Genomic DNA, 17,689 nt, shown 5'->3' on the forward strand with positions numbered 1-17,689 from the left:
ATCCGCGGCCCCGTTCTGTGACGCGGCTCACATCACCAAGCACTTGTCATGCCAGATTCGACTGACAGATGGAGCGGGGAATTCCGGCACGGCGCCGCCATGCCGCCCACGCTGGGCGAAGGCCGATCGCAGCTGGCTTGCAGGGCTCATGGCCAAGCGCCCGATACGACGCAGTCGGGCACAAATGGACTCGGTTGACCCCGCGCGTCCCGCTTCCGGAGGCTCCCCGACGAGATGTCGCCTCGGACCGCCTGGACTACTTCGCCTTGCCTTGGTTGGCCACCGCGGCCATTTTCGCGGCGATCGCCTCGGCGTCGCCGAGGTAGTAGTGGCGCAGCGGCTTCAGCTCGTCGTCGAATTCATAGACCAGCGGCACGCCGTTGGGGATGTTCAACTCGACGATCGCCTCGTCGGAGATGCCGTCCAGGTACTTCACCAGCGCCCGCAGCGAGTTGCCGTGCGCGGCCACCAGCACGCGCTGGCCGGCACGGATCGCCGGCGCCAGCACCTGGTGCCAGTACGGCAGCACGCGCTCCACGGTGTCCTTCAGGCATTCGGTGTCGGGGATGTCCTTCGGGTCGAGCTTCGCGTAGCGCGGATCGTGCACCGACTCGTTGGCGGCGCGATCCAGCGGCGGCGGCGGGATGTCGTAGCTGCGGCGCCAGATCTTCACCTGGTCCTCGCCGTACTTCAGCGCGGTCTCGGCCTTGTTGAGGCCGGTGAGGCCGCCGTAGTGACGCTCGTTAAGGCGCCAGTCGGTGACCACCGGCAGCCACATCAGGCCCATCTCGTCCTGTACGCCCCACAGCGTGCGCACCGCGCGCTTGAGCACCGAGGTATGCGCCACGTCGAAGCTGTAGCCGCCTTCGGTCAGCAGCCGGCCCGCCTCACGCGCCTCGGCCATGCCCTGCTCGGTGAGATCGACGTCGGCCCAACCGCTGAAGCGGTTGTCGAGGTTCCACTGCGATTGGCCGTGGCGGATCAGGACGAGCTTGTGCATGGGATGCTCAACAGAAGGGAATAAAGCGGGAATGGTGCAGGCCGACCCCGCTGTCGTCAAACGCGGCCCCTGCCACAGGTCATGCTAAACCTGCCGACCGCGCGGGGCATCCTAATGCCGGTACCTACCCACTCAAGGAGATTGTCATGCGTCGATTCCCCACCCTTCTGATGTTCGGCACGCTGGCGCTGGGCCTGCCACTGCTGGCGGCCGCGCACGACGGCGACATCGACAAGGTCAACGGCGCGGTGCGCGTGGAAGCCGGCCAGCAGGCGGGTGACGTCAGCACGGTCAACGGCGCGGTCCACGTCGGCGACAACGCCGTGGTGAAGGAAGCCAGCACCGTCAACGGCGCGGTCGAACTGGGCGCGAAGGCGCAGGCCACCGAGCTGGGCACCGTCAATGGCTCGATCAGCCTGGCCAGCGGCAGCCGGGTCAGCGGCAAGGTGGATGCGGTCAACGGCGCGATCCGTCTGGATCAGGGCGCCGATGTCGGCGGCCGGGTGGAGAACGTCAACGGCGCGATCGTGCTGGACGCCGCCCACGTCGCCGGCGGCATCGGCACCGTTTCGGGCGACATCACCGTGGGCGCGAACTCGCGTGTCGAGGGCGGCATCCTGGTCGACAAGAGCCACAGCTGGTTCAGCGGCAACAGTCACACGCCGGTGGTGGTGATCGGCCCGCACGCGGTGGTGCAGGGCACGCTGGAGTTCAAGCGCGAGGTGGTGCTGAAGGTCAGCGACAGCGCGCAGATCGGCCCGGTGAAGGGCGCCACGGCGGTGAAGTTCAGCGGCGCCACGCCGTAAGGCAGGAGTGATGGGAGAGGAGTGAGAGAGAGAGAGCAGGACGTTCGCTGGCTTTTCTCTCACTCCTCTTCACTCATTTCCCGCTTCTACGACAGCCAGTCGCGCGGCTTCAGGTAGGTGGCCAGTTCCGCTTCGGCGGAACCGGCCTCCGGCGCGTACGCATACTCGAAGCGCACCCGCGGCGGCAGGCTCATCAGGATCGATTCGGTGCGCCCGCCGGACTGCAGGCCGAACAGGGTGCCGCGGTCGTAGACCAGGTTGAACTCCACGTAGCGGCCGCGCCGGTACAGCTGGAATTCGCGCTCGCGCTCGCCGTACGGCGTGGCCTTGCGGCGTTCCACGATCGGCAGGTAGGCGTCGAGGAAGCCCTGGCCCACGTCCCTGGTGAAGTCGAGGCAGCGCTCGAAGCCGCCTTCGTTGAGATCGTCGTAGAACAGCCCGCCCACGCCGCGGGTCTCGTCGCGATGCTTCAGGTAGAAATATTCGTCGCACCACTGCTTGTAGCGCGGATAGACGTCCGCGCCGTAGGGCTGGCACAGGTCGCGCGCCACCGTGTGCCAGTGGCGCACGTCTTCGTCCACCGGATAGAACGGGGTGAGGTCGAAGCCGCCGCCGAACCACCACACCGGTTCCACCCCGTCCTTGCTGGCCTCGAAGTAGCGCACGTTGGCGTGGGTGGTCGGCACGTGCGGGTTCTTCGGATGCAGCACCAGCGACACGCCGGTGGCGACGAAGCTGCCGCCGGCCAGCTCCGGCCGATGCGCGGTGGCGCTGGGCGGCAGCTTGTGCCCGGACACGCGCGAGAAATTCACCCCGGCCTGCTCGAACACCGCGCCGTCGCGCAGCACGCGGGTGCGCCCGCCGCCGCCTTCGGCGCGGGTCCACGCGTCTTCCTCGAAACGTGCGTCGCCGTCGACCTGTTCGATCGCGCGGCAGATGCGGTCCTGCAGTTCGCGCAGGAAGGTTTCGGCACGGTCGGCTTGCTGGCTGCTCATCACGGGACTCGTTGCGGTAAGGCGATCAGCTTAGCAAGTGCGATCCGCGCGGGCGCTGCGACGCGGCGCCGCGGACGCCTGCGCTGGATCAGGGCGCGCGCGGCGCGCGCATGTCAGCTCAGCCGCTCGGCCATCCGCCGGTTGCCGGTCAGCGCGGCCCAGCGCGCACCGACGTCGATCCACATCAGGTAGCTGGCCTCGATCAGCAGGCGGCCAAGCGTGCGTGGCCGCAGCGAAAGCGTGGACTCGGCGGCGACCGGCTGTCCGTCGAAGCCCAGCCGCCTGGCCAGCATGCCGCAGCGCGCGAGGTGGTAGCGACTGGTCAGCAGGGCCACCGGCGGCAGCTCGCCGGTGGCCGAGTCGATCCGCAACAGCTGGCGCGCGTGGCGCAGGTTCTCCAGCGAGTCCACCGAATCCTGTTCCAGTTCCATGCGCACGGCGCCGGCCAGGCCATGTCGCCGCAGCCAGTCCTCGCCGGCCGCCGCCTCGCTCTGCGTCCCGCCGCTGTAACCGCCCAGCAGCAGCAGGTGATCGGTGTGCCTCTGTTCGACCAGCGCCAGCGCGCGGCGCAGGCGTTGCCGGTAGTCCGGACCCGGCGCGTCGCGCACCAGCTGGCGACCAAACACCAGCACGATCATCCGCCGCGGCGGCTGCAGCGGGCTGCGTGCGGCGACCCGGCAGACGTGGACCAGATAGCCCAGCCAGACCAGCCCCGCACTGAGCACCAGGGTCAGCAAGGTGACCAGCGCCGCGTGTTGCACGTCGCGATCGCGCAGGTAGCGCCAGGGACTTCGGGAGGTAGGCGGATGGGCTTGCACGGGAGACCGGGGCGGCGGGAACGATGCGGCCTAGTTTCGCACGCCTGTTCGCGACATCTTCATGCCGTCGCCGTCACGCTCTGCGCTCGCATGCACAGGCTAGGCATTCCGCCGGGTCACCGTTAGGCTTTCGAAGATGCCCACCAAGATGACCCCTCTCGCCGTCACTGCCCATACCGCCACGTCGGCGCTGGGCAGCGGACTGGCCGCCCAGCTCGCCGCGCTGGAAACTACCCGCAGCGGCCTGCGTCCGAACGACATCAGCAGCGCGCCGCTGGCGTGCTGGATCGGCCGCGTGGACGGCGTGGAAGAGGTGCGCCTGCCGGCCAGCCTGCGGGTGTGGGATTGCCGCAACAACCGGCTGGCCTGGCTGGGCCTGAACCAGGATGGCTTCATGCAGAAGGTCGAGGCGGCACGCGCCCGTTACGGCGCGGCGCGCGTGGCCCTGCTGCTGGGCACCTCCACCGCCAGCATCGGCGCCACCGAGGAGGCCTATCGCCAGCTCGACGCCGACGGCGGCTTCAGCGACGACCGGCTCTATCCGCCGCTGCACGCGCCACACTCGCTGACCGCCTTCGTGGCGGCGGCATTGCAACTCGAGGGCCCCTGCCTCACCGTCTCCACCGCCTGCTCGTCCAGCGCCAAGGTGTTTGCCAGCGCCGAGCGCCTGATCCGCCTGGGCCTGGTCGACGCGGCCGTGGTCGGCGGCGTGGACAGCCTGTGCGACAGCGTGCTGTTCGGCTTCAACGCGCTGGAGCTGGTCTCGCGCGAGCCGTGCCGACCGTTCGACGCCGCCCGCAACGGCATCTCGATCGGCGAGGCGGCCGGCTTCGCCCTGCTCGAACGTACCGCCGCTGCGCCCGATGCCGTGCAGTTGCTCGGTTACGGCGAAGCCAGCGATGCCCACCACATGTCCACTCCGCACCCGCAAGGCCTCGGCGCCGAACTGGCGCTGGACGATGCGCTGGCCCGCGCCGGCCTGTCCGCGGCGCAGGTCGATTACATCAACCTGCACGGCACCGCCAGCCAGAAGAACGACGAGGTGGAAGCGGCGCTGGTGACGCGGACGTTTCCCGCCCGCACCCGGGCCAGCTCGACCAAGGGTTACACCGGCCACACGCTGGGCGCCGCCGGCATCGTCGAGGCCGCCATCGCGATGCAGGCGATCGAACACGGCCTGATTCCCGGCAACCTCGGCGGTGACACGCCCGACCCGGCCTGCGGCGCGCAGTTCGCCTGGCGCAACGAGCGGCAGACGGTCGAGGTGGCGCTCAGCAATTCGTTCGGCTTCGGCGGCAACAACGCCTGCCTCGCCTTTGCCCGCGCAGGATTCGGCGCATGAGCAGGCTGGATGTCTGGGTCGACGGCATCGGCGTGTGGTCGTCGCAGCTGGCCGACTTCGCCGCCCTGCGCGAGATGCTCGCCGGCCGCCCGCCGGAACCACCGCCGCGCCGGCCCGCGGCCGCCACCCTGCCCGCCAACGAACGCCGCCGCGCGCCGGAAAGCGTGCTGCTGGCGGTGGAGGTCGCCGGCCAGGCGGTGGCGATGAGCGGCCAGGATGCGGCCGGCGTCGCCTGCGTGTTCGCCTCCTCGCACGGCGACCAGGCGATCACCGACTACATGTGCGCCACGCTGGCCCAGGTGCCGACCGAGCTGTCGCCGATCCGCTTCCACAACTCGGTGCACAACGCCGCGGTGGGCTACTGGACGATCGCCACCGGCTGCCATGCGCCCTCCACCGCGATCGCGGCACAACGGGCCAGCTTCGGCGCCGGCCTGCTCGAGGCGGCCAGCCAAGTGTGCAGCGAACAGCGCCCGGTGCTGCTGGTGTGCAGCGATCACATCGGCACCGGCCCGCTGCTCGAAGTGACCGCCTGCGCGCAACCGTTCGGCAGCGCCCTGCTGCTGACGCCGGCCCGCAGCCCGCGCAGCCTGGCCCGGCTGCGGCTGACGCTGACTACCGCGCCGGCTTCGAGCACACTCGACGAACCGCTGGCCGGCTGGCGCCAAGCCAACCCTTCCGCCGCCGCGCTGCCGTTGCTGGCACGGCTGGCGCTGGGCGATGGCAGCTGCCATGTCGAGGCGGCCGCGCAACTGGGATTGCAGATCGACATGGAGAACGTCGCTTGAACACCGTCAACCCGCGCTGGTGCGTGCTGATTCCCTGCCTCAACGAGGAGGCCGCGATCCAGTCGGTGGTCGAATCCGTGCTGGCGCTCGGTGCACCGGTGATCGTGATCGACGACGGCTCCGACGACCGCACGCCGGACATCGTCGCCACGCTGCCGGTGACCCTGCTGCGCCACGAGCAGCGCAAGGGCAAGGGCGAGGCGCTGCGCCACGGCTTCCGCGAGGCGGTGAAGCTCGGCTACGACGCCGTGCTGACCATGGACGGCGACGGCCAGCACCTGGCCGCCGACATTCCGCACATCGTGGCCGCGGCGACGAAGTACCCGCAGCACATCGTGATCGGCGCGCGCCTGCTGGACAAGGAACAGCAGCCGAAGGGCCGCCGCCGCGCCAACGCGGTGGCCGACTGGGGCATCTCCTGGGCCTGCGCGCAACCGATCGCCGACACCCAGAGCGGCCAGCGCTGGTATCCGCGCGCCGCGCTGGAACTGGTCGACCTGCCGGCGGAGAACTTCGTGTTCGAGGCGGCGATCCTGATCGCCGCCTCGCGCGAGAAGCGGCTGGGCGTGGTCTCGGTGCCGATCGCCTCGCGCTATCACGGCAATTTCCGGCCCAGCCACCTGAAGCCGGTACGCGACGTCACCCGCATCACCACCTACACGATCGGCCGCGTGGTCCATTACGGTCGGATCGTGGCCAGCTACCGTCGTTCGCGCGCCGCGCCGATCCTCTTCGAAGGCGGTGCGACGCACTGAGTTTCCGCGCCACCACGGAGTGCGTCGCATGAGCCGGACGGAGCACGAAGCGGTCATCCTCGGTGGCGGTCTGGCCGGCCTCTGCCTGGCGCTGCAGCTGCGTGGCGAGTTCCCGGACATGGACATCCTGGTGCTGGAGCGCAACCGTCATCCGCTGCCGGTGGCCGCGCACAAGGTCGGCGAATCCACGGTGGAGATCGGCGCGCACTACTTCGACCACACGCTGGGCCTGCGCGAACACCTCGATGCGGCGCACATCCGCAAGTTCGGGCTGCGCTACTTCTTTTCCGAAGGGCGCGACGACATCCAGAACACCACCGAACTGGGCGTGAGCCGGGTCCTGCCGATCCCCAGCTACCAGCTCGACCGGGGCATCTTCGAGAACTTCCTGGGCGAGGAGGCGCGCCGGCGCGGCATCGACTTTCGCGACGGCGCCACGGTCAGGGGTTTCAGCCTGGGCGAACATGGCGGCGCGCACGAGGTGCGCTTCACCGACGACAAGGGCGAACACACCGTCGCCGCACGCTGGCTGCTCGACGCCTCCGGTCGCGCCGGCCTGCTGCGTCACCGGCTGCAACTGACCGTGGACAACGGCCACCACGCCAACGCGGTGTGGTTCCGCATGGATACCCGACTGGACATCGGCCGCTGGAGCGACGACGCCGAATGGGGCACGCGCTGCACGCCGGCCGAGCGCTGGCGCTCGACCAACCACCTGATGGGCGCGGGCTACTGGGCGTGGCTGATTCCGCTGGGCTCGGGCGCGCATTCGGTGGGCATCGTCTGCGACGCGGCGATGCATCCGCTGGACGGCATGCGCGATTTCGAGCACGCGCTGCGATGGCTGCAGGAAAAGCAGCCGGCGATGGGCCGCGCGATTGCCGCCGAGCGCGATCGCCTGCTCGACTTCCGCTTCCTGCGCGACTACTCGTTCAGCAGCAGCCGGCTGTTCAGCGCCGACCGCTGGGCGCTCACCGGCGAGGCGGGCAGCTTCCTCGATCCGTTCTACTCACCCGGCAGCGACTTCATCGCGATCAGCAACACCTACATCACCGGGCTGATCGGTCATGACCGCGCCGGCCACAACCTCGCGCCCTACGCGCACTTCTACGAAAAGCTGTACCTCTCGTTCTACGACAGCACGCTGACCCTGTTCCGCAAGCAGTACCCGCTGTTCGGCAACCCCGAGGTGCTGTCGGCCAAGGTGATCTGGGATTACGCGTACTACTGGGGCGTGCTGTGCCAGCTGGTGTTCCAGCAGCGGCTCACCGACCTGGCGTTCCTCGGCGAAATGCGCGCGGAGCTGGAACAGGCGCAGGCGCTGAACAGCCGCATGCAGTCGCTGTTCCGCCACTGGCATGCCGCCGCCGGCGGCCACAGCCGGCGCGAGATGCTCGACCAGTGCGCGCTGGCATGGTTCGGCGAACTCAATGCGACCCTGCACGATCCGCTCGACGAAGCCGGTGTCCGCGCCCGCCTGCGCCATAACGTGCGCATGCTCGATGGCGTGGCTGATGCGCTGGTGCTGCAGGCCAGCGCCAGCGACCCGCGCCTGCACGCACCGATGTCGGGCCAGCCGCGCCCGCCGCTGTTCGCGGCGATCGCCTGACTGCGGGTTTCGGCTGGCGCAACCCGTTCGTGCCGGGAGAGCCGAACGACTGACCACGCCCTGTGGATTGCGGCGCCGCGCGCCTGCGCAAGGGAGCAGCGGTTCACGTCGCCCGGGCTTCAGCTACGGCTGTCTTCCTGTCGACGATGACCTCATCGCCCGAATCTTGCGCTGCACCTGCTTGATCGTATCGAGGCCCATCGCAGCCTCGCTGAGGTCACTGTCGAAACGGAACCCGCCTGGCTGGCTCGAAAAGACCAGCGGCTGGGACAAGTTGTCGCGCGCGGTCATGCAGCTGCCCAGCACGATGACATCGGTTTGATCGCCGTGGCGCGAAAACGCCACGGCGAGGATCTTCTGGCAAAGCTCGTTCCACAGATACCCCGGTGGCATCGGCAGTGAATATGCCAGAACCCCGTCGCGCCAAAGCTCGAAGCCGATCAAGTCGGTCTCCTGTTCGACAGGATTGGCAAGATGGCGACGAGCAAGAAAGCAGACCTTGCCGAAGCCGGGCAAATCGACATCGAACTTGGTACCGGCGACCACGTCGGCCGCGGCAATGCCGTTTCGCTCGCATTGCGCGACCTGGATATTCGCCACCCTCTGCGCATCGCTGGTTCCCGGCGAAGCGCAAGCAGGTAGAACGCCCACAAGCCCCGCCAACAGTATGGGGAGACGTGCGCGGCGCTGGATGCAGGCAAGCCAGCGATAATCATTTTTCTGGATGCCCATGTCAGCAGAACCCCGGCCAGTTGTCCGATGGAAACCGCGTCAACAGCGCCATGGCGCGCTTCCGGTAGTGCTCACGGTCATGATAACGAGAGCCTTGGCGTTTATTCTCAATGTCAGCCCCTTGAAGTTCCCTCGATCGGCGTAAGAATTGAGGTGCGTCTCGTTCCAGAACCAGGCGGCGGAATACACGGCCATCCTGGGCTCTTCCAGCAGCTCCGGGTGGTTCACCGCGTCGACGCCAGTGTCCTTCGCAAAGGCTGAATAATTGTTGCGGAACGTCAGCTGCATCAGACCGCGACCGCGATATTTCCAGCCATCGCCGCTCTTCTCGTCGCCATTACCGTTCTTGCCGGCGTAGACGAAGTTGGCCAGCTTTTCCGGATGCTTGATGTAATCGGCGGCGTGAGCGGTCTTGAAGGCGCTGGGAAAGGTGTCCCTGAGGTGTGCCGCATCGCGGTAATAGGTGGACTCCACCAGCTTGCAGAACTCGCTCGACTCCACCGCCACCTGCCCCATGAACGCCGCGATGCGCTGGATGGTGTTGATGCGATATTTCGCCAGATAGCTGTTCAGCGGCACCACGAATGATTCGGCTCTGGGCAGGCTCAGCCGTGGCAGCAAAGCGCACAGGAACTTCGCGTTGACCAAGCCGATGTCGTTGAGGGTCAGCGAAAAGCGCGGAGCCGCAGCGAACAGTCCTGCGCCGGGCCAGCTTCCGGGCAACGGATTGCCACCCCCGGCAGAGCCTGTCGGGAATGCCGGGCGGAAAATCCCGGTGCCTTGCCGACCCACGCAAGCCCGAGGAAAGGTCGATCCGCGCGTGCCGGGAAACAACCCTTTCCATGAGTCGTAGTCGTGATCACTCATTGATCGTCCACTCGAGTTGAAGGAGGTTCCTGACCGCAGGACTCCATCCCGCCCTGCGCCGCTTGTACTCGTCCACGATAACCGGCGGCGGTGCTCATCGATGTCAGGTGGTTGCGCCCGGGCGGGCTGCACCCTTTCTTCCGCAGCGAGTCCGGAATCCTCAGCCCATCCCGCCGTTGACGCCGATCACCTGGCCGTTGATGTAGGCGGCCGCGTCCGAGCACAGGAAGGCGACCAGGGCGGCGACTTCCTCCGGCTTGCCCGCGCGCTGCGCCGGCACCACCTCGCGGATGCGCTCGGGCGGAAACGCCGCGTCGGCCATGCGGCCCTCGATCACGCCGGGTGCCACCACGTTGACGGTGATGCCGCGCGAGGCCATCTCGCGCGCCAGCGACTTGCTGGCGCCGTGCAGCGCGGCTTTCGCGGCCGCGTAGTTGGTCTGTCCCCGGTTGCCCAGCTGGGCAGCCACCGAGCTGACCGACACGATGCGGCCGAAGCGCTGCCGCGCCATCGGCAGCAGCAGCGGCTGGGTCACGTGGAAGAAGCCGTGCAGCGAGACATCGATCACCCGATGCCACTGCTCGTCGCTCATGCCGGCCATCGGCGCGTCGTCATGGATGCCTGCGTTGTTGATCACCGCGTGGATCGGCCCTTCGGCCAGCAGCGTGTCGAGCGCGGCGCGGGTCACCTCGGCGTCGGCGACGTTGAACGCCAGTGCCTGCGCACGGCCGCCCGCGGCGACGATCGCGGCCGCGGTGTCCTCGGCCCGGGTCAGACTGTGGTGGCCGTGCACGATCACCTGCCAGCCGGCCGCGGCCAGCGCCTGGCAGATCGCGCCACCGAGTTCGCCGCTGCCGCCGGTGACCAGCGCGCGGCGCAGACTCGCAGGTTCGCTCATGACTTTCGTCCGCTCAAAAGCGCGAGTCTAGCGCAGCGCGTGGCCCCCTTCAGAACGTCACTTGCAGGGTCATCCGCACCGCATGGTCGCTTTCACGACCGGCCAGCACGCCGTCATATCCGGCACGCAGGCGGGTGTGCCGGGACAAGCCGGCGTCGATGCCGAGCTGCACCAGCGCGGCATTCGCCCGCAGCGGCACGCCGCTGACGGTGAAGCGTTCGCCATCGGCGAAGCGCTGCTGCGCCAGCGGCACCAGGTCGCCGAATGCGTGTCGCCAGCCGAGCGTGGCGTACAGCGACACCGGCGTCGCGGCGCTGTCCGCCAGCTGCCACAGGCCCCGCACGCCGAGCATGCCGAGGCTGACCTCGGTGGTTTCGCCCGCGCTGCGCAAGGCGGTGACGCTGCCTCGCTCATCGACCTGGCCGGTGTATGCCGCCACGTGCGCCAGGTTCACGAACGGCTGCACGCTGCCGTGCGCGCCGGTGTAGCGGTAGCCGCCTTCGAGATACGCCTGGCGGGTACGCCCGTGGTAGTCGGCGCGCAAGGTCCCCGGCAACACGGCATCGACGTGGCGCGTGCTGCGGATGTCGTGCCAGCTTTCGGCCACGCCGCCATCCAGCGACCAGCCGTTCCAGCGGCCGCCGGCGTACATGCCCAGGTGCCGGTTCTTCACGTAGGCCGAGCTGTCGAGCGCGGCGACGTCCAGCGCATCCTGGCCTTCGCCAGCGGTGATGCCGGCACGCAGCCAGTCGCCGATCGGCGCATCCACGCCGAGCAGGATGCCGCTGCCATGGCCCTGCATCGATGATGCATTGCCGTCGCCATCGGCGTGGCCGGAATGATTCCAGCCGTGCACCCAGATCGAACCCGCGCTGGCGCCGACGGCGCGGGCATCATCCTGCGCGGTGTCCGCGCGATGCAGGCGGTCGCCCATCGCCTCGCGCACGAAGCGGCTGTCCTGCAGCAGCGCGGTGCGGGTCGAGGCCAGCGATTCGCCTGACCACTGGCCGAGTGCCGCGCGGGTGGTGGTCACGTCCTGGCTCAGCAAGCCGTCGTACAGCCCGCCGCCACCCTGGTGTTCCACTGCATTGCCGGTGGCGCACTGGTTGGCGGTGACCGTTACCGCGCAGAAATCGACGTCGTTGCGGCTCAGCGTCAGCTGCACCGCGTTGGCCAGGTAGTCGAGCCTGGGATCGAGGAAGGCCAGCGTGGTGGTGACCGCGCCGAACTGGCCCTCGACACCGCCGGCGGCGGTGAGGATGGTGTAAGTGGTCTGCGTCGTGTAGCTGCCGTCGCTGGCCAGGTTCAGCACGGAACCGCCCTGCAGCGTGGCGTGTCCGGTCACGGCAAGCAGATCGCTGTGACCGGCTGCGTCGGTCTCCACTTCGTAGGACGCGCCGCTGCGGATCGTCACGTCGCCACTGGCCGAAAGCGTGCCGATCGAATGACCCGGTGCCAGCGTGCCGGCCAGGTCCAGGTTGCCCAGCGTGCCGCTACCCGACAGGCGCGTGCCGGCGTCCATGGCCAGCGAACCGCCCAGCGTTCCGTCCACCGCCAGGCCGCCAGCCAGGACCTCGGCGTCGCCGCTGAAGGCATGGTTGTCGCCGCTCAGGGTCAGGGTGCCGGCACCGGTCTTGCCCAGGCTGCCGCCACCGGAAAGGTCGTCGGCATAGCTGCCATCGACCGCCTGGTCGAACATCAGCGCGCCGTGATCGACGATGTCGCCCTGCACGCTGGCGGTGTCGCCGCGCAGCGTGCCGGCACCGATCGTGGTGCCGCCGGCGTAGCTGTTGGCACCGGTCAGGGTGAGCACGCCGGCGCCATGCTTGACCAGCGCGCCGCTGCCGGAGATCGCGCCGGCAAACGCCACGGCATCGCTCCGATCGAACACCAGCGTGCCGTTGTTCGTCACCGCACCGCTGCCCAGCGAACCGCTGGTGCCGCCGTCGCCGACCTGCAGGATGCCGGCCTCGATGGCGGTGCCGCCGGCATAACTGTTGGCGCCGCCCAGCAGCAGGCTGCCGGCACCCAGCTTGTGCAGGCTGCCGCTGCCGGAAAGCTGGCCCGCGTAGCTGCCATCGATCGCCTGGTCGAACACCAGCACGCCATGATCGACGATGTCGCCCTGCAGGCTGGCCGTGTCGCCGCGCAGCGTGCCGGCACGGATCGTGGTGCCGCCGGCGTAGCTGTTGGCGCCGGTCAGGGTGAGCACGCCGGCGCCGTCCTTGACCAGCGCGCCGCTGCCGGAGATCACCCCGGCAAAGCCCACGGCGTCGCTCCGGTCGAACACCAGCGTGCCGTCGTTCGTCACGGCGCCGCTACCCAGCGAACCGCCGGTGCCGCCATCGCCGACCTGCAGGATGCCAGCTTGGATCGTGGTGCCGCCGGCGTAGCTGTTGGCGCCGGTCAGGGTGAGCACGCCGGCGCCATCCTTGACCAGTGCGCCGCTGCCGGAGATCGCGCCGGCAACGCCCACGTCATCGCTCCGGTCGAACACCAGCGTGCCGTTGTCGGTCACCGCACCGCTGCCCAGCGATCCGCTGGTGCCGCCGTCGCCGACCTGCAGGGTTCCGGCCTCGATGACGGTGCCGCCGCTGTAACTGTTGGCGCCGTCCAGCAGCAGGCTGCCGGCACCGAGCTTGCGCAGGCTGCCGCTGCCGTCCAATGCCTGCGCCGCGGTGAAGGTGTGGCCGGCATCGACGATGTCGAAGCCGCCGCCAGCGGCGGTCATCGACAATGCGCGCGTGGTGCTGGCGAAGCTGCTGCCGGTCACCTGCAGCACGCCGCCATCGAGCACCAGGGCGCCGCCGGCGTCACCGAGGTTGGCATCGGCGGACACCGACAGCGTGCCGCCGCTGACCGTGGTGCCACCGGTGTAGGTGTTGTTGCCGGCCAGGATCAGGGTGCCGGCGTCGGCCTTGTCCAGGCCGTCGCTGCCGGCGATCACGTTGTTGATCGTGGCCGTCCAGTCCGCGCCGGCGCTGCTGCCGTCGCCGACCCGGATCACCGGCGTCGCGCCCTGGCCGCCGACCAGGGTCAGCGTGTCGCCGCCGAGCACATAGCCATCGCTGGCGAACTGCAGGCCGCTGGCGGTGACGGCGCCGTTGCCGCCATCCACCATCACCGTGCCTGCATCGCCGCCGAAGATGGCAAAGCCCGGCTGCGGCTGCATCGCCGCGTCGACGGAGCCGATGGCATCGGTCCACAACGGCGCGGTCGTCGACCATGTACCGCTGCCGCCGCCCATCCGGGTGGCCGTGGCCTGGCCATTGGCGTTCCAGAAGTTCAGCGTCAGGCCGGCGGTGTTGAGCAGGTTGATCTGCTTGCTGGCGAGGAGCGTCTGCAGTTGCAGGATGCTGCCGGCCGGCGTGGCGCCGAAGGCAAGACCGCCGTTGCTCTCGACCAGGGCGCCGCCCCAGCGGAACACGTTGTAGAGGCCGGCGCCCATGCCGCCGGCGTCGACGACGTTGAGCACGGCCCCGTTCAGCGTGAGGTCGCCGTCGACCTGCACGCTGTCGCCCGCGCCGAAGGTATGCAGGTCCGCGCCGGGGGCGCCGAACTCGTAGTCCAGCACGCTGCCGGATGCGGCGCCGAGATTGCCGCCGATGCTGAGCGTGCCGATGGAACCGCCCGGGGCCAGGTGTCCGCCGGACTGCAGCGCGACATCACCGTCGATGCGGCCGTGGCCGCCCAGCGTGGCGCCGCTGTCCACCTGGGTATCGCCGGCAATCGCGGCGGAAGCGTGCGCGGCGTCGCCCACCAGCAGGGTGCCACCGCGCAGCTCGGTGAGGCCGGCGTAGGTGTTGACGCCGTTCAGCACCTGGCGGCCGTCGGCCAGCACCAGGCCGCCACTGCCCCCGATGACCCCGGCGAAGCTGTCGTGGGCATCGCTCAGGGTCAGCGTCTGGCTGCCCAGGCTCACCGCGCCGCCGCCGCCCAGGCTGGCGATGCTGGCGCCGGCGCTGGTGCCGGCGATGTCGAAGATGCCGTTGTCGGTCAGCCCGCTGGATGCGGCGATGCTGCCTGCGCCGGTCAGTGCCCAGGTGCCGGCCGCGATGGTGGTGCTGCCGGTGTAGGTGCTGATGCCGCTGAAGGTGGCGCTGCCGCGGTCGTCGGCAAACACCACGCTGCCGCCAGTGCCACCGGCGATGCCGCCATCTGCCAGCACACCGCCGAAGCTCCAGTTGGAGGAGCCCAGGCTGATGGTGAGCGTCTGCGCGCCCAGCGCCACGGTGCCGTCGCCGTACAGGGTCGCGACCTGGGTTCCCGCGTTCGTCTGCGACAGGTCGAAGAAGGCACCGCTGGCGATGTTCAGGGTGCCACTGATCGCACCGTCGCCGGACAGCGCCAGCGTGCCGGCGTCGATGCCGGTGCCCTGGTACGAATTGGCGTGGCCGGTGAGGGTCAGCGTGCCCGCGCCGTCCTTGATGAGGTTGCCGTAACTGGCCGTGGTGATCGGACCGGCCAGGGTGACGTCGAAACCCTGGCTGTCGATGTGGGCGGAATTGGTGATCTCGATGGCACGCGACGAGCTGAACGAGGCGCCGGCCTGCAGCGTGGCATTTTCGATGCTCACCGCGCCGCTGCTGTCGCCCAGGTTGCCGTCGGCGGCAACGGACAGCGTGCCGGCGTTGATGAAGGTGCCGCCGCTGTAGCTGTTTGCACCGCTCAGCGTGAGCGTGCCGGTGCCGGTCTTGGTCAGGCTGCCGGCGCCGCTGACGAGGCCCGCGTAGTTGCCGTCACTGGCCTGGTCGAAGACCAGCGCCGCGCCGTCGTCGATATTGCCGACCAGGCTGCTGCTGTCGCCGACCAGGGTACCTCCGGTGATCGACCACGTTTGCGCCGCGGAGCCGTTGCCGCTGAGCGTCCAGGTACTGGCGCCGCTCTTCCGGTGGCTGGCAAAGCCGAAGACGGAGCCGATGTCGAAGGTGTTGCCGCCAACGGCATCGACGTCGCCGCCGAGGATGAGGCTGTCGCCGCCCACGCCGGTGCCGCTGCTGCTGATCACGGCGCCGGTGATGCTGGAGCCCGCGCGCAGCAGCAGGGAATTGCCGCCGCCGGACAGCAGCACCGCGATGCCCTGGGTGCCATCGTCGGAGCTGACGCCGCCCACCAGGCTGCCGCTGTTGTCGATCGATGTCTGCCCGTTGGCGACGATGGCCGCGGCGCCGGCGTTGGCACCCTGGCCGTTGCCGCCCTGGATCGTGCCGCCCGCGCGGTTGACGATGCTGGTCGCGTTCGCGATCACGGCGGTTCCGGCGAGGATGCCGCCAGTGCCCGCGATGGTGCCGCTGTTGTCGATGCTGACGCCGTCGACGGCGACGATCGCGGCCCCGCCGGTGGTGCTGATGTCGCTGAGGCCGCCTTCGTCGCCGAGGATCGAGGCGCCCGACTGGTTGACGATGCTCACGTTGCCGCTGGCATGAATGCCCTGGCCGCCGATGTTGCCGAGATGGAACACGCCGCCGTAGCCGCCTTCGATGATGCCGCCGGAGCGATTGGTGATGCTGATCTGCTCGCCGCTGGCAGCGGTGGCCGCGATGCCGATGCCGCCGGTGCCGCCACCGCCACCGGAGCCGCCGGTGCCGCCCGCGATCCGGCCGCTGTTGCCGATGGTCACGTTGCCGGTGGCCTGGATGCCGCTGCCACCGACGCCGTTGCCGCTGAAACCGGGAGCGGCCTGGGCGCCCACGCCGCCGCTCACGCTGCCCGCGTTGTCGATGACGAAGCTCGCCGCACCGCTGGTGGTGGCCGTGATGCCGTGGCCGCCGGTGGTGCCGCTGTTCAGGGTGGCGCCACCCATGATGTTTCCGCTGGCCTGGTTGGTGACCTGGCTGCCGTTGCCACCCACGATGCCGGCGCCGGCGATGGTGAAGGCGTCGCCGCCGGTGATGTCGCCGCTGTTGGTAACGTGGCTGCCGGTGCTGGCCAGGTCGATGCCGGCGCCGCCTTCGCCAGCGGCGCCGCCCAAGCCGCCCGAACCGCCCGGGGCGCCGCCCGCACCACCGATGACCTGGCCACTGTTGGTCAGGTTGCCGTTCGCGCCCGCCATCAGGATGCCGTCGCCACCACCGCCACCACCACCGCCCCATTGGCCGGTGGCGCCGTTGCCGCCGTTGCCGCCGGTGATGCTGCCGGCGTTGCCGAGCGTGCTGCCATCGCTCAACACGACCAGGCCGGCGCCGCCGCCACCACCGCCGCCGCCGATGCGGTCACCGTCGCCGCCGTTGCCGCCATTGCCGCCGGTGATGCCCAGGCCGACACCGAGAGTGAGGCTGGTGCCCGCGGCGTACACGCCGTCGCCGCCACCGCCGCCGCCACCGCTCATGAAGGTGACGCCCGGATCGGTCTGGCCGTCCGCGCCGTCGCCGCCGCTGATCGAGGTGTTGCCGATGGCGGTGGCGCCCACGCTGCCGCCGGCACCGCCGGCGCTGATGGCCGAGCCGCCGTGGCCGCCATCACCGCCATTGCCATTGCTGCCGGCATCGCCCGCCAGACCGCTGCCACCCTGGCCACCCGTGCCGTTGCCGTTGCCGCCGCTGCCGCCGTAGGCACCGCCACCCGCGCCACCCGCACCGCCCAGACTGCCGCCCACGGTGGCCCATGCCGGCAGCGGAACCAGGCTGACCGACAGCGCCGCGGCGCAAGCCACCGCCAGCAGGCGGTGCGGCGGGCGGGCGCGCGTGGCCGCGGCGGTGGCTCCACTCCGATGTGGCGTGACAGCCAGTTCCGAAGCCACCTGCATCACGCGCAGGGCGCGGTTCCAGATCAGACGGTAGGTATGGTTCATGGCGCGAGGTCCTTGGCAAGAGAACGGGGCGGCGGTCGCATCAATGCGGTCACCGGAAGAAGGAAGCGGGGATAACGCCGCGACGGGGCGACAGCGGGCGTACAGATCGGCGTGACCCGGCCCGGAAAGAGTCGATCGGATGTGCGTGACGCAAGGGCGGGCGCTGCGGGGTCGCGGCGCTTGCGGTTTTCGTCCGGCAGTCGCCCGTCAGCATGTCCATTGCGCAGGATCTCCCTTGGTCACTCGGCACCGCGGGCAGCGTGACGCCGGGCGCACCGCAAAGCATAAG

Annotated in this window: 12 protein-coding genes; 5 read left to right on the top strand and 7 right to left on the bottom strand. The window is 69.6% G+C overall.

The genetic code is table 11. From position 1 onward, the window contains the following. Window positions 1-256: 256 nt before the first annotated feature. Window positions 257-1,000: a 2,3-diphosphoglycerate-dependent phosphoglycerate mutase gene (gene gpmA / locus I6J77_RS16830; protein WP_056767969.1), complete on the bottom strand. Its 744-nt coding sequence runs from the start codon at window positions 998-1,000 to the stop codon at window positions 257-259. Between the two features lie 146 nt (window positions 1,001-1,146). On the opposite strand from gpmA, the gene I6J77_RS16835 reads away from it, so the two are divergent. After that, entirely contained in the window at window positions 1,147-1,806 is a 660-nt protein-coding gene (locus I6J77_RS16835; protein WP_056714448.1) for a hypothetical protein, read from the top strand. An 86-nt stretch (window positions 1,807-1,892) separates the two neighbouring features. Here the strand turns inward: I6J77_RS16835 and hemF are convergent, their stop codons facing one another. Next, window positions 1,893-2,801, bottom strand: coding sequence for an oxygen-dependent coproporphyrinogen oxidase (gene hemF, locus I6J77_RS16840; RefSeq protein ID WP_204109930.1), 909 nt, complete (start codon window positions 2,799-2,801; stop codon window positions 1,893-1,895). 113 nt (window positions 2,802-2,914) lie between these two features. Then, the gene (locus I6J77_RS16845) at window positions 2,915-3,619 is read right to left on the bottom strand and encodes a YdcF family protein (protein ID WP_204109931.1); all 705 of its coding nucleotides are present in this window, start codon (window positions 3,617-3,619) and stop codon (window positions 2,915-2,917) included. Window positions 3,620-3,755: 136 nt separating this feature from the next. Here I6J77_RS16845 and I6J77_RS16850 point away from each other — a divergent pair, with 136 nt between their 5' ends. From I6J77_RS16850 to I6J77_RS16865, 4 genes are read left to right on the top strand one after another with little or no spacing between them, the layout of a single operon-like run. Next, window positions 3,756-4,961 (top strand): beta-ketoacyl-[acyl-carrier-protein] synthase family protein, encoded by a 1,206-nt coding sequence (locus I6J77_RS16850; RefSeq protein WP_239309079.1) that lies wholly within the window; start codon window positions 3,756-3,758, stop codon window positions 4,959-4,961. Then, complete coding sequence (locus I6J77_RS16855) at window positions 4,958-5,749, top strand: beta-ketoacyl synthase chain length factor (protein WP_204109932.1); 792 nt, start codon at window positions 4,958-4,960, stop codon at window positions 5,747-5,749. Before I6J77_RS16850 ends, I6J77_RS16855 begins: the two co-directional genes overlap by 4 nt. After that, window positions 5,746-6,504, top strand: coding sequence for a glycosyltransferase family 2 protein (locus I6J77_RS16860; RefSeq protein ID WP_056767955.1), 759 nt, complete (start codon window positions 5,746-5,748; stop codon window positions 6,502-6,504). Before I6J77_RS16855 ends, I6J77_RS16860 begins: the two co-directional genes overlap by 4 nt. A gap of 28 nt (window positions 6,505-6,532) precedes the next feature. Then, window positions 6,533-8,113, top strand: a complete 1,581-nt coding sequence (locus tag I6J77_RS16865) for an NAD(P)/FAD-dependent oxidoreductase (RefSeq protein WP_204109933.1) — start codon at window positions 6,533-6,535, stop codon at window positions 8,111-8,113. Between the two features lie 123 nt (window positions 8,114-8,236). On the opposite strand, the gene I6J77_RS16870 is transcribed toward I6J77_RS16865, so the two are convergent. The 4 genes from I6J77_RS16870 to I6J77_RS17900 all read right to left on the bottom strand — a co-directional run bounded on the left by I6J77_RS16870 (window position 8,237) and on the right by I6J77_RS17900 (window position 17,400). Next, window positions 8,237-8,845, bottom strand: a complete 609-nt coding sequence (locus I6J77_RS16870; protein WP_204109934.1) for a hypothetical protein — start codon at window positions 8,843-8,845, stop codon at window positions 8,237-8,239. 39 nt (window positions 8,846-8,884) lie between these two features. Continuing rightward, window positions 8,885-9,712 (bottom strand): glycoside hydrolase family 19 protein, encoded by an 828-nt coding sequence (locus I6J77_RS16875; protein WP_204109935.1) that lies wholly within the window; start codon window positions 9,710-9,712, stop codon window positions 8,885-8,887. Window positions 9,713-9,872: 160 nt separating this feature from the next. Continuing rightward, window positions 9,873-10,610, bottom strand: a complete 738-nt coding sequence (gene fabG / locus I6J77_RS16880) for a 3-oxoacyl-ACP reductase FabG (protein WP_056714429.1) — start codon at window positions 10,608-10,610, stop codon at window positions 9,873-9,875. Between the two features lie 49 nt (window positions 10,611-10,659). Continuing rightward, window positions 10,660-17,400: an autotransporter-associated beta strand repeat-containing protein gene (locus I6J77_RS17900; RefSeq protein ID WP_204109936.1), complete on the bottom strand. Its 6,741-nt coding sequence runs from the start codon at window positions 17,398-17,400 to the stop codon at window positions 10,660-10,662. Between the last annotated feature and the right edge of the window lie 289 nt (window positions 17,401-17,689).

The organism is Rhodanobacter sp. FDAARGOS 1247 (genome assembly GCF_016889805.1).
GTDB lineage: Bacteria > Pseudomonadota > Gammaproteobacteria > Xanthomonadales > Rhodanobacteraceae > Rhodanobacter.

Coding starts and splice junctions, on each gene's coding strand:
- I6J77_RS16865 (WP_204109933.1), top strand. CDS start 6,533: ATGAGCCGGACGGAGCACGAAGCGGTCATCCTCGGTGGCGGTCTGGCC.
- I6J77_RS16855 (WP_204109932.1), top strand. CDS start 4,958: ATGAGCAGGCTGGATGTCTGGGTCGACGGCATCGGCGTGTGGTCGTCG.
- gpmA (WP_056767969.1), bottom strand. CDS start 1,000: ATGCACAAGCTCGTCCTGATCCGCCACGGCCAATCGCAGTGGAACCTC.
- I6J77_RS16835 (WP_056714448.1), top strand. CDS start 1,147: ATGCGTCGATTCCCCACCCTTCTGATGTTCGGCACGCTGGCGCTGGGC.
- I6J77_RS17900 (WP_204109936.1), bottom strand. CDS start 17,400: ATGAACCATACCTACCGTCTGATCTGGAACCGCGCCCTGCGCGTGATG.
- I6J77_RS16850 (WP_239309079.1), top strand. CDS start 3,756: ATGCCCACCAAGATGACCCCTCTCGCCGTCACTGCCCATACCGCCACG.
- fabG (WP_056714429.1), bottom strand. CDS start 10,610: ATGAGCGAACCTGCGAGTCTGCGCCGCGCGCTGGTCACCGGCGGCAGC.
- hemF (WP_204109930.1), bottom strand. CDS start 2,801: ATGAGCAGCCAGCAAGCCGACCGTGCCGAAACCTTCCTGCGCGAACTG.
- I6J77_RS16875 (WP_204109935.1), bottom strand. CDS start 9,712: ATGAGTGATCACGACTACGACTCATGGAAAGGGTTGTTTCCCGGCACG.
- I6J77_RS16870 (WP_204109934.1), bottom strand. CDS start 8,845: ATGGGCATCCAGAAAAATGATTATCGCTGGCTTGCCTGCATCCAGCGC.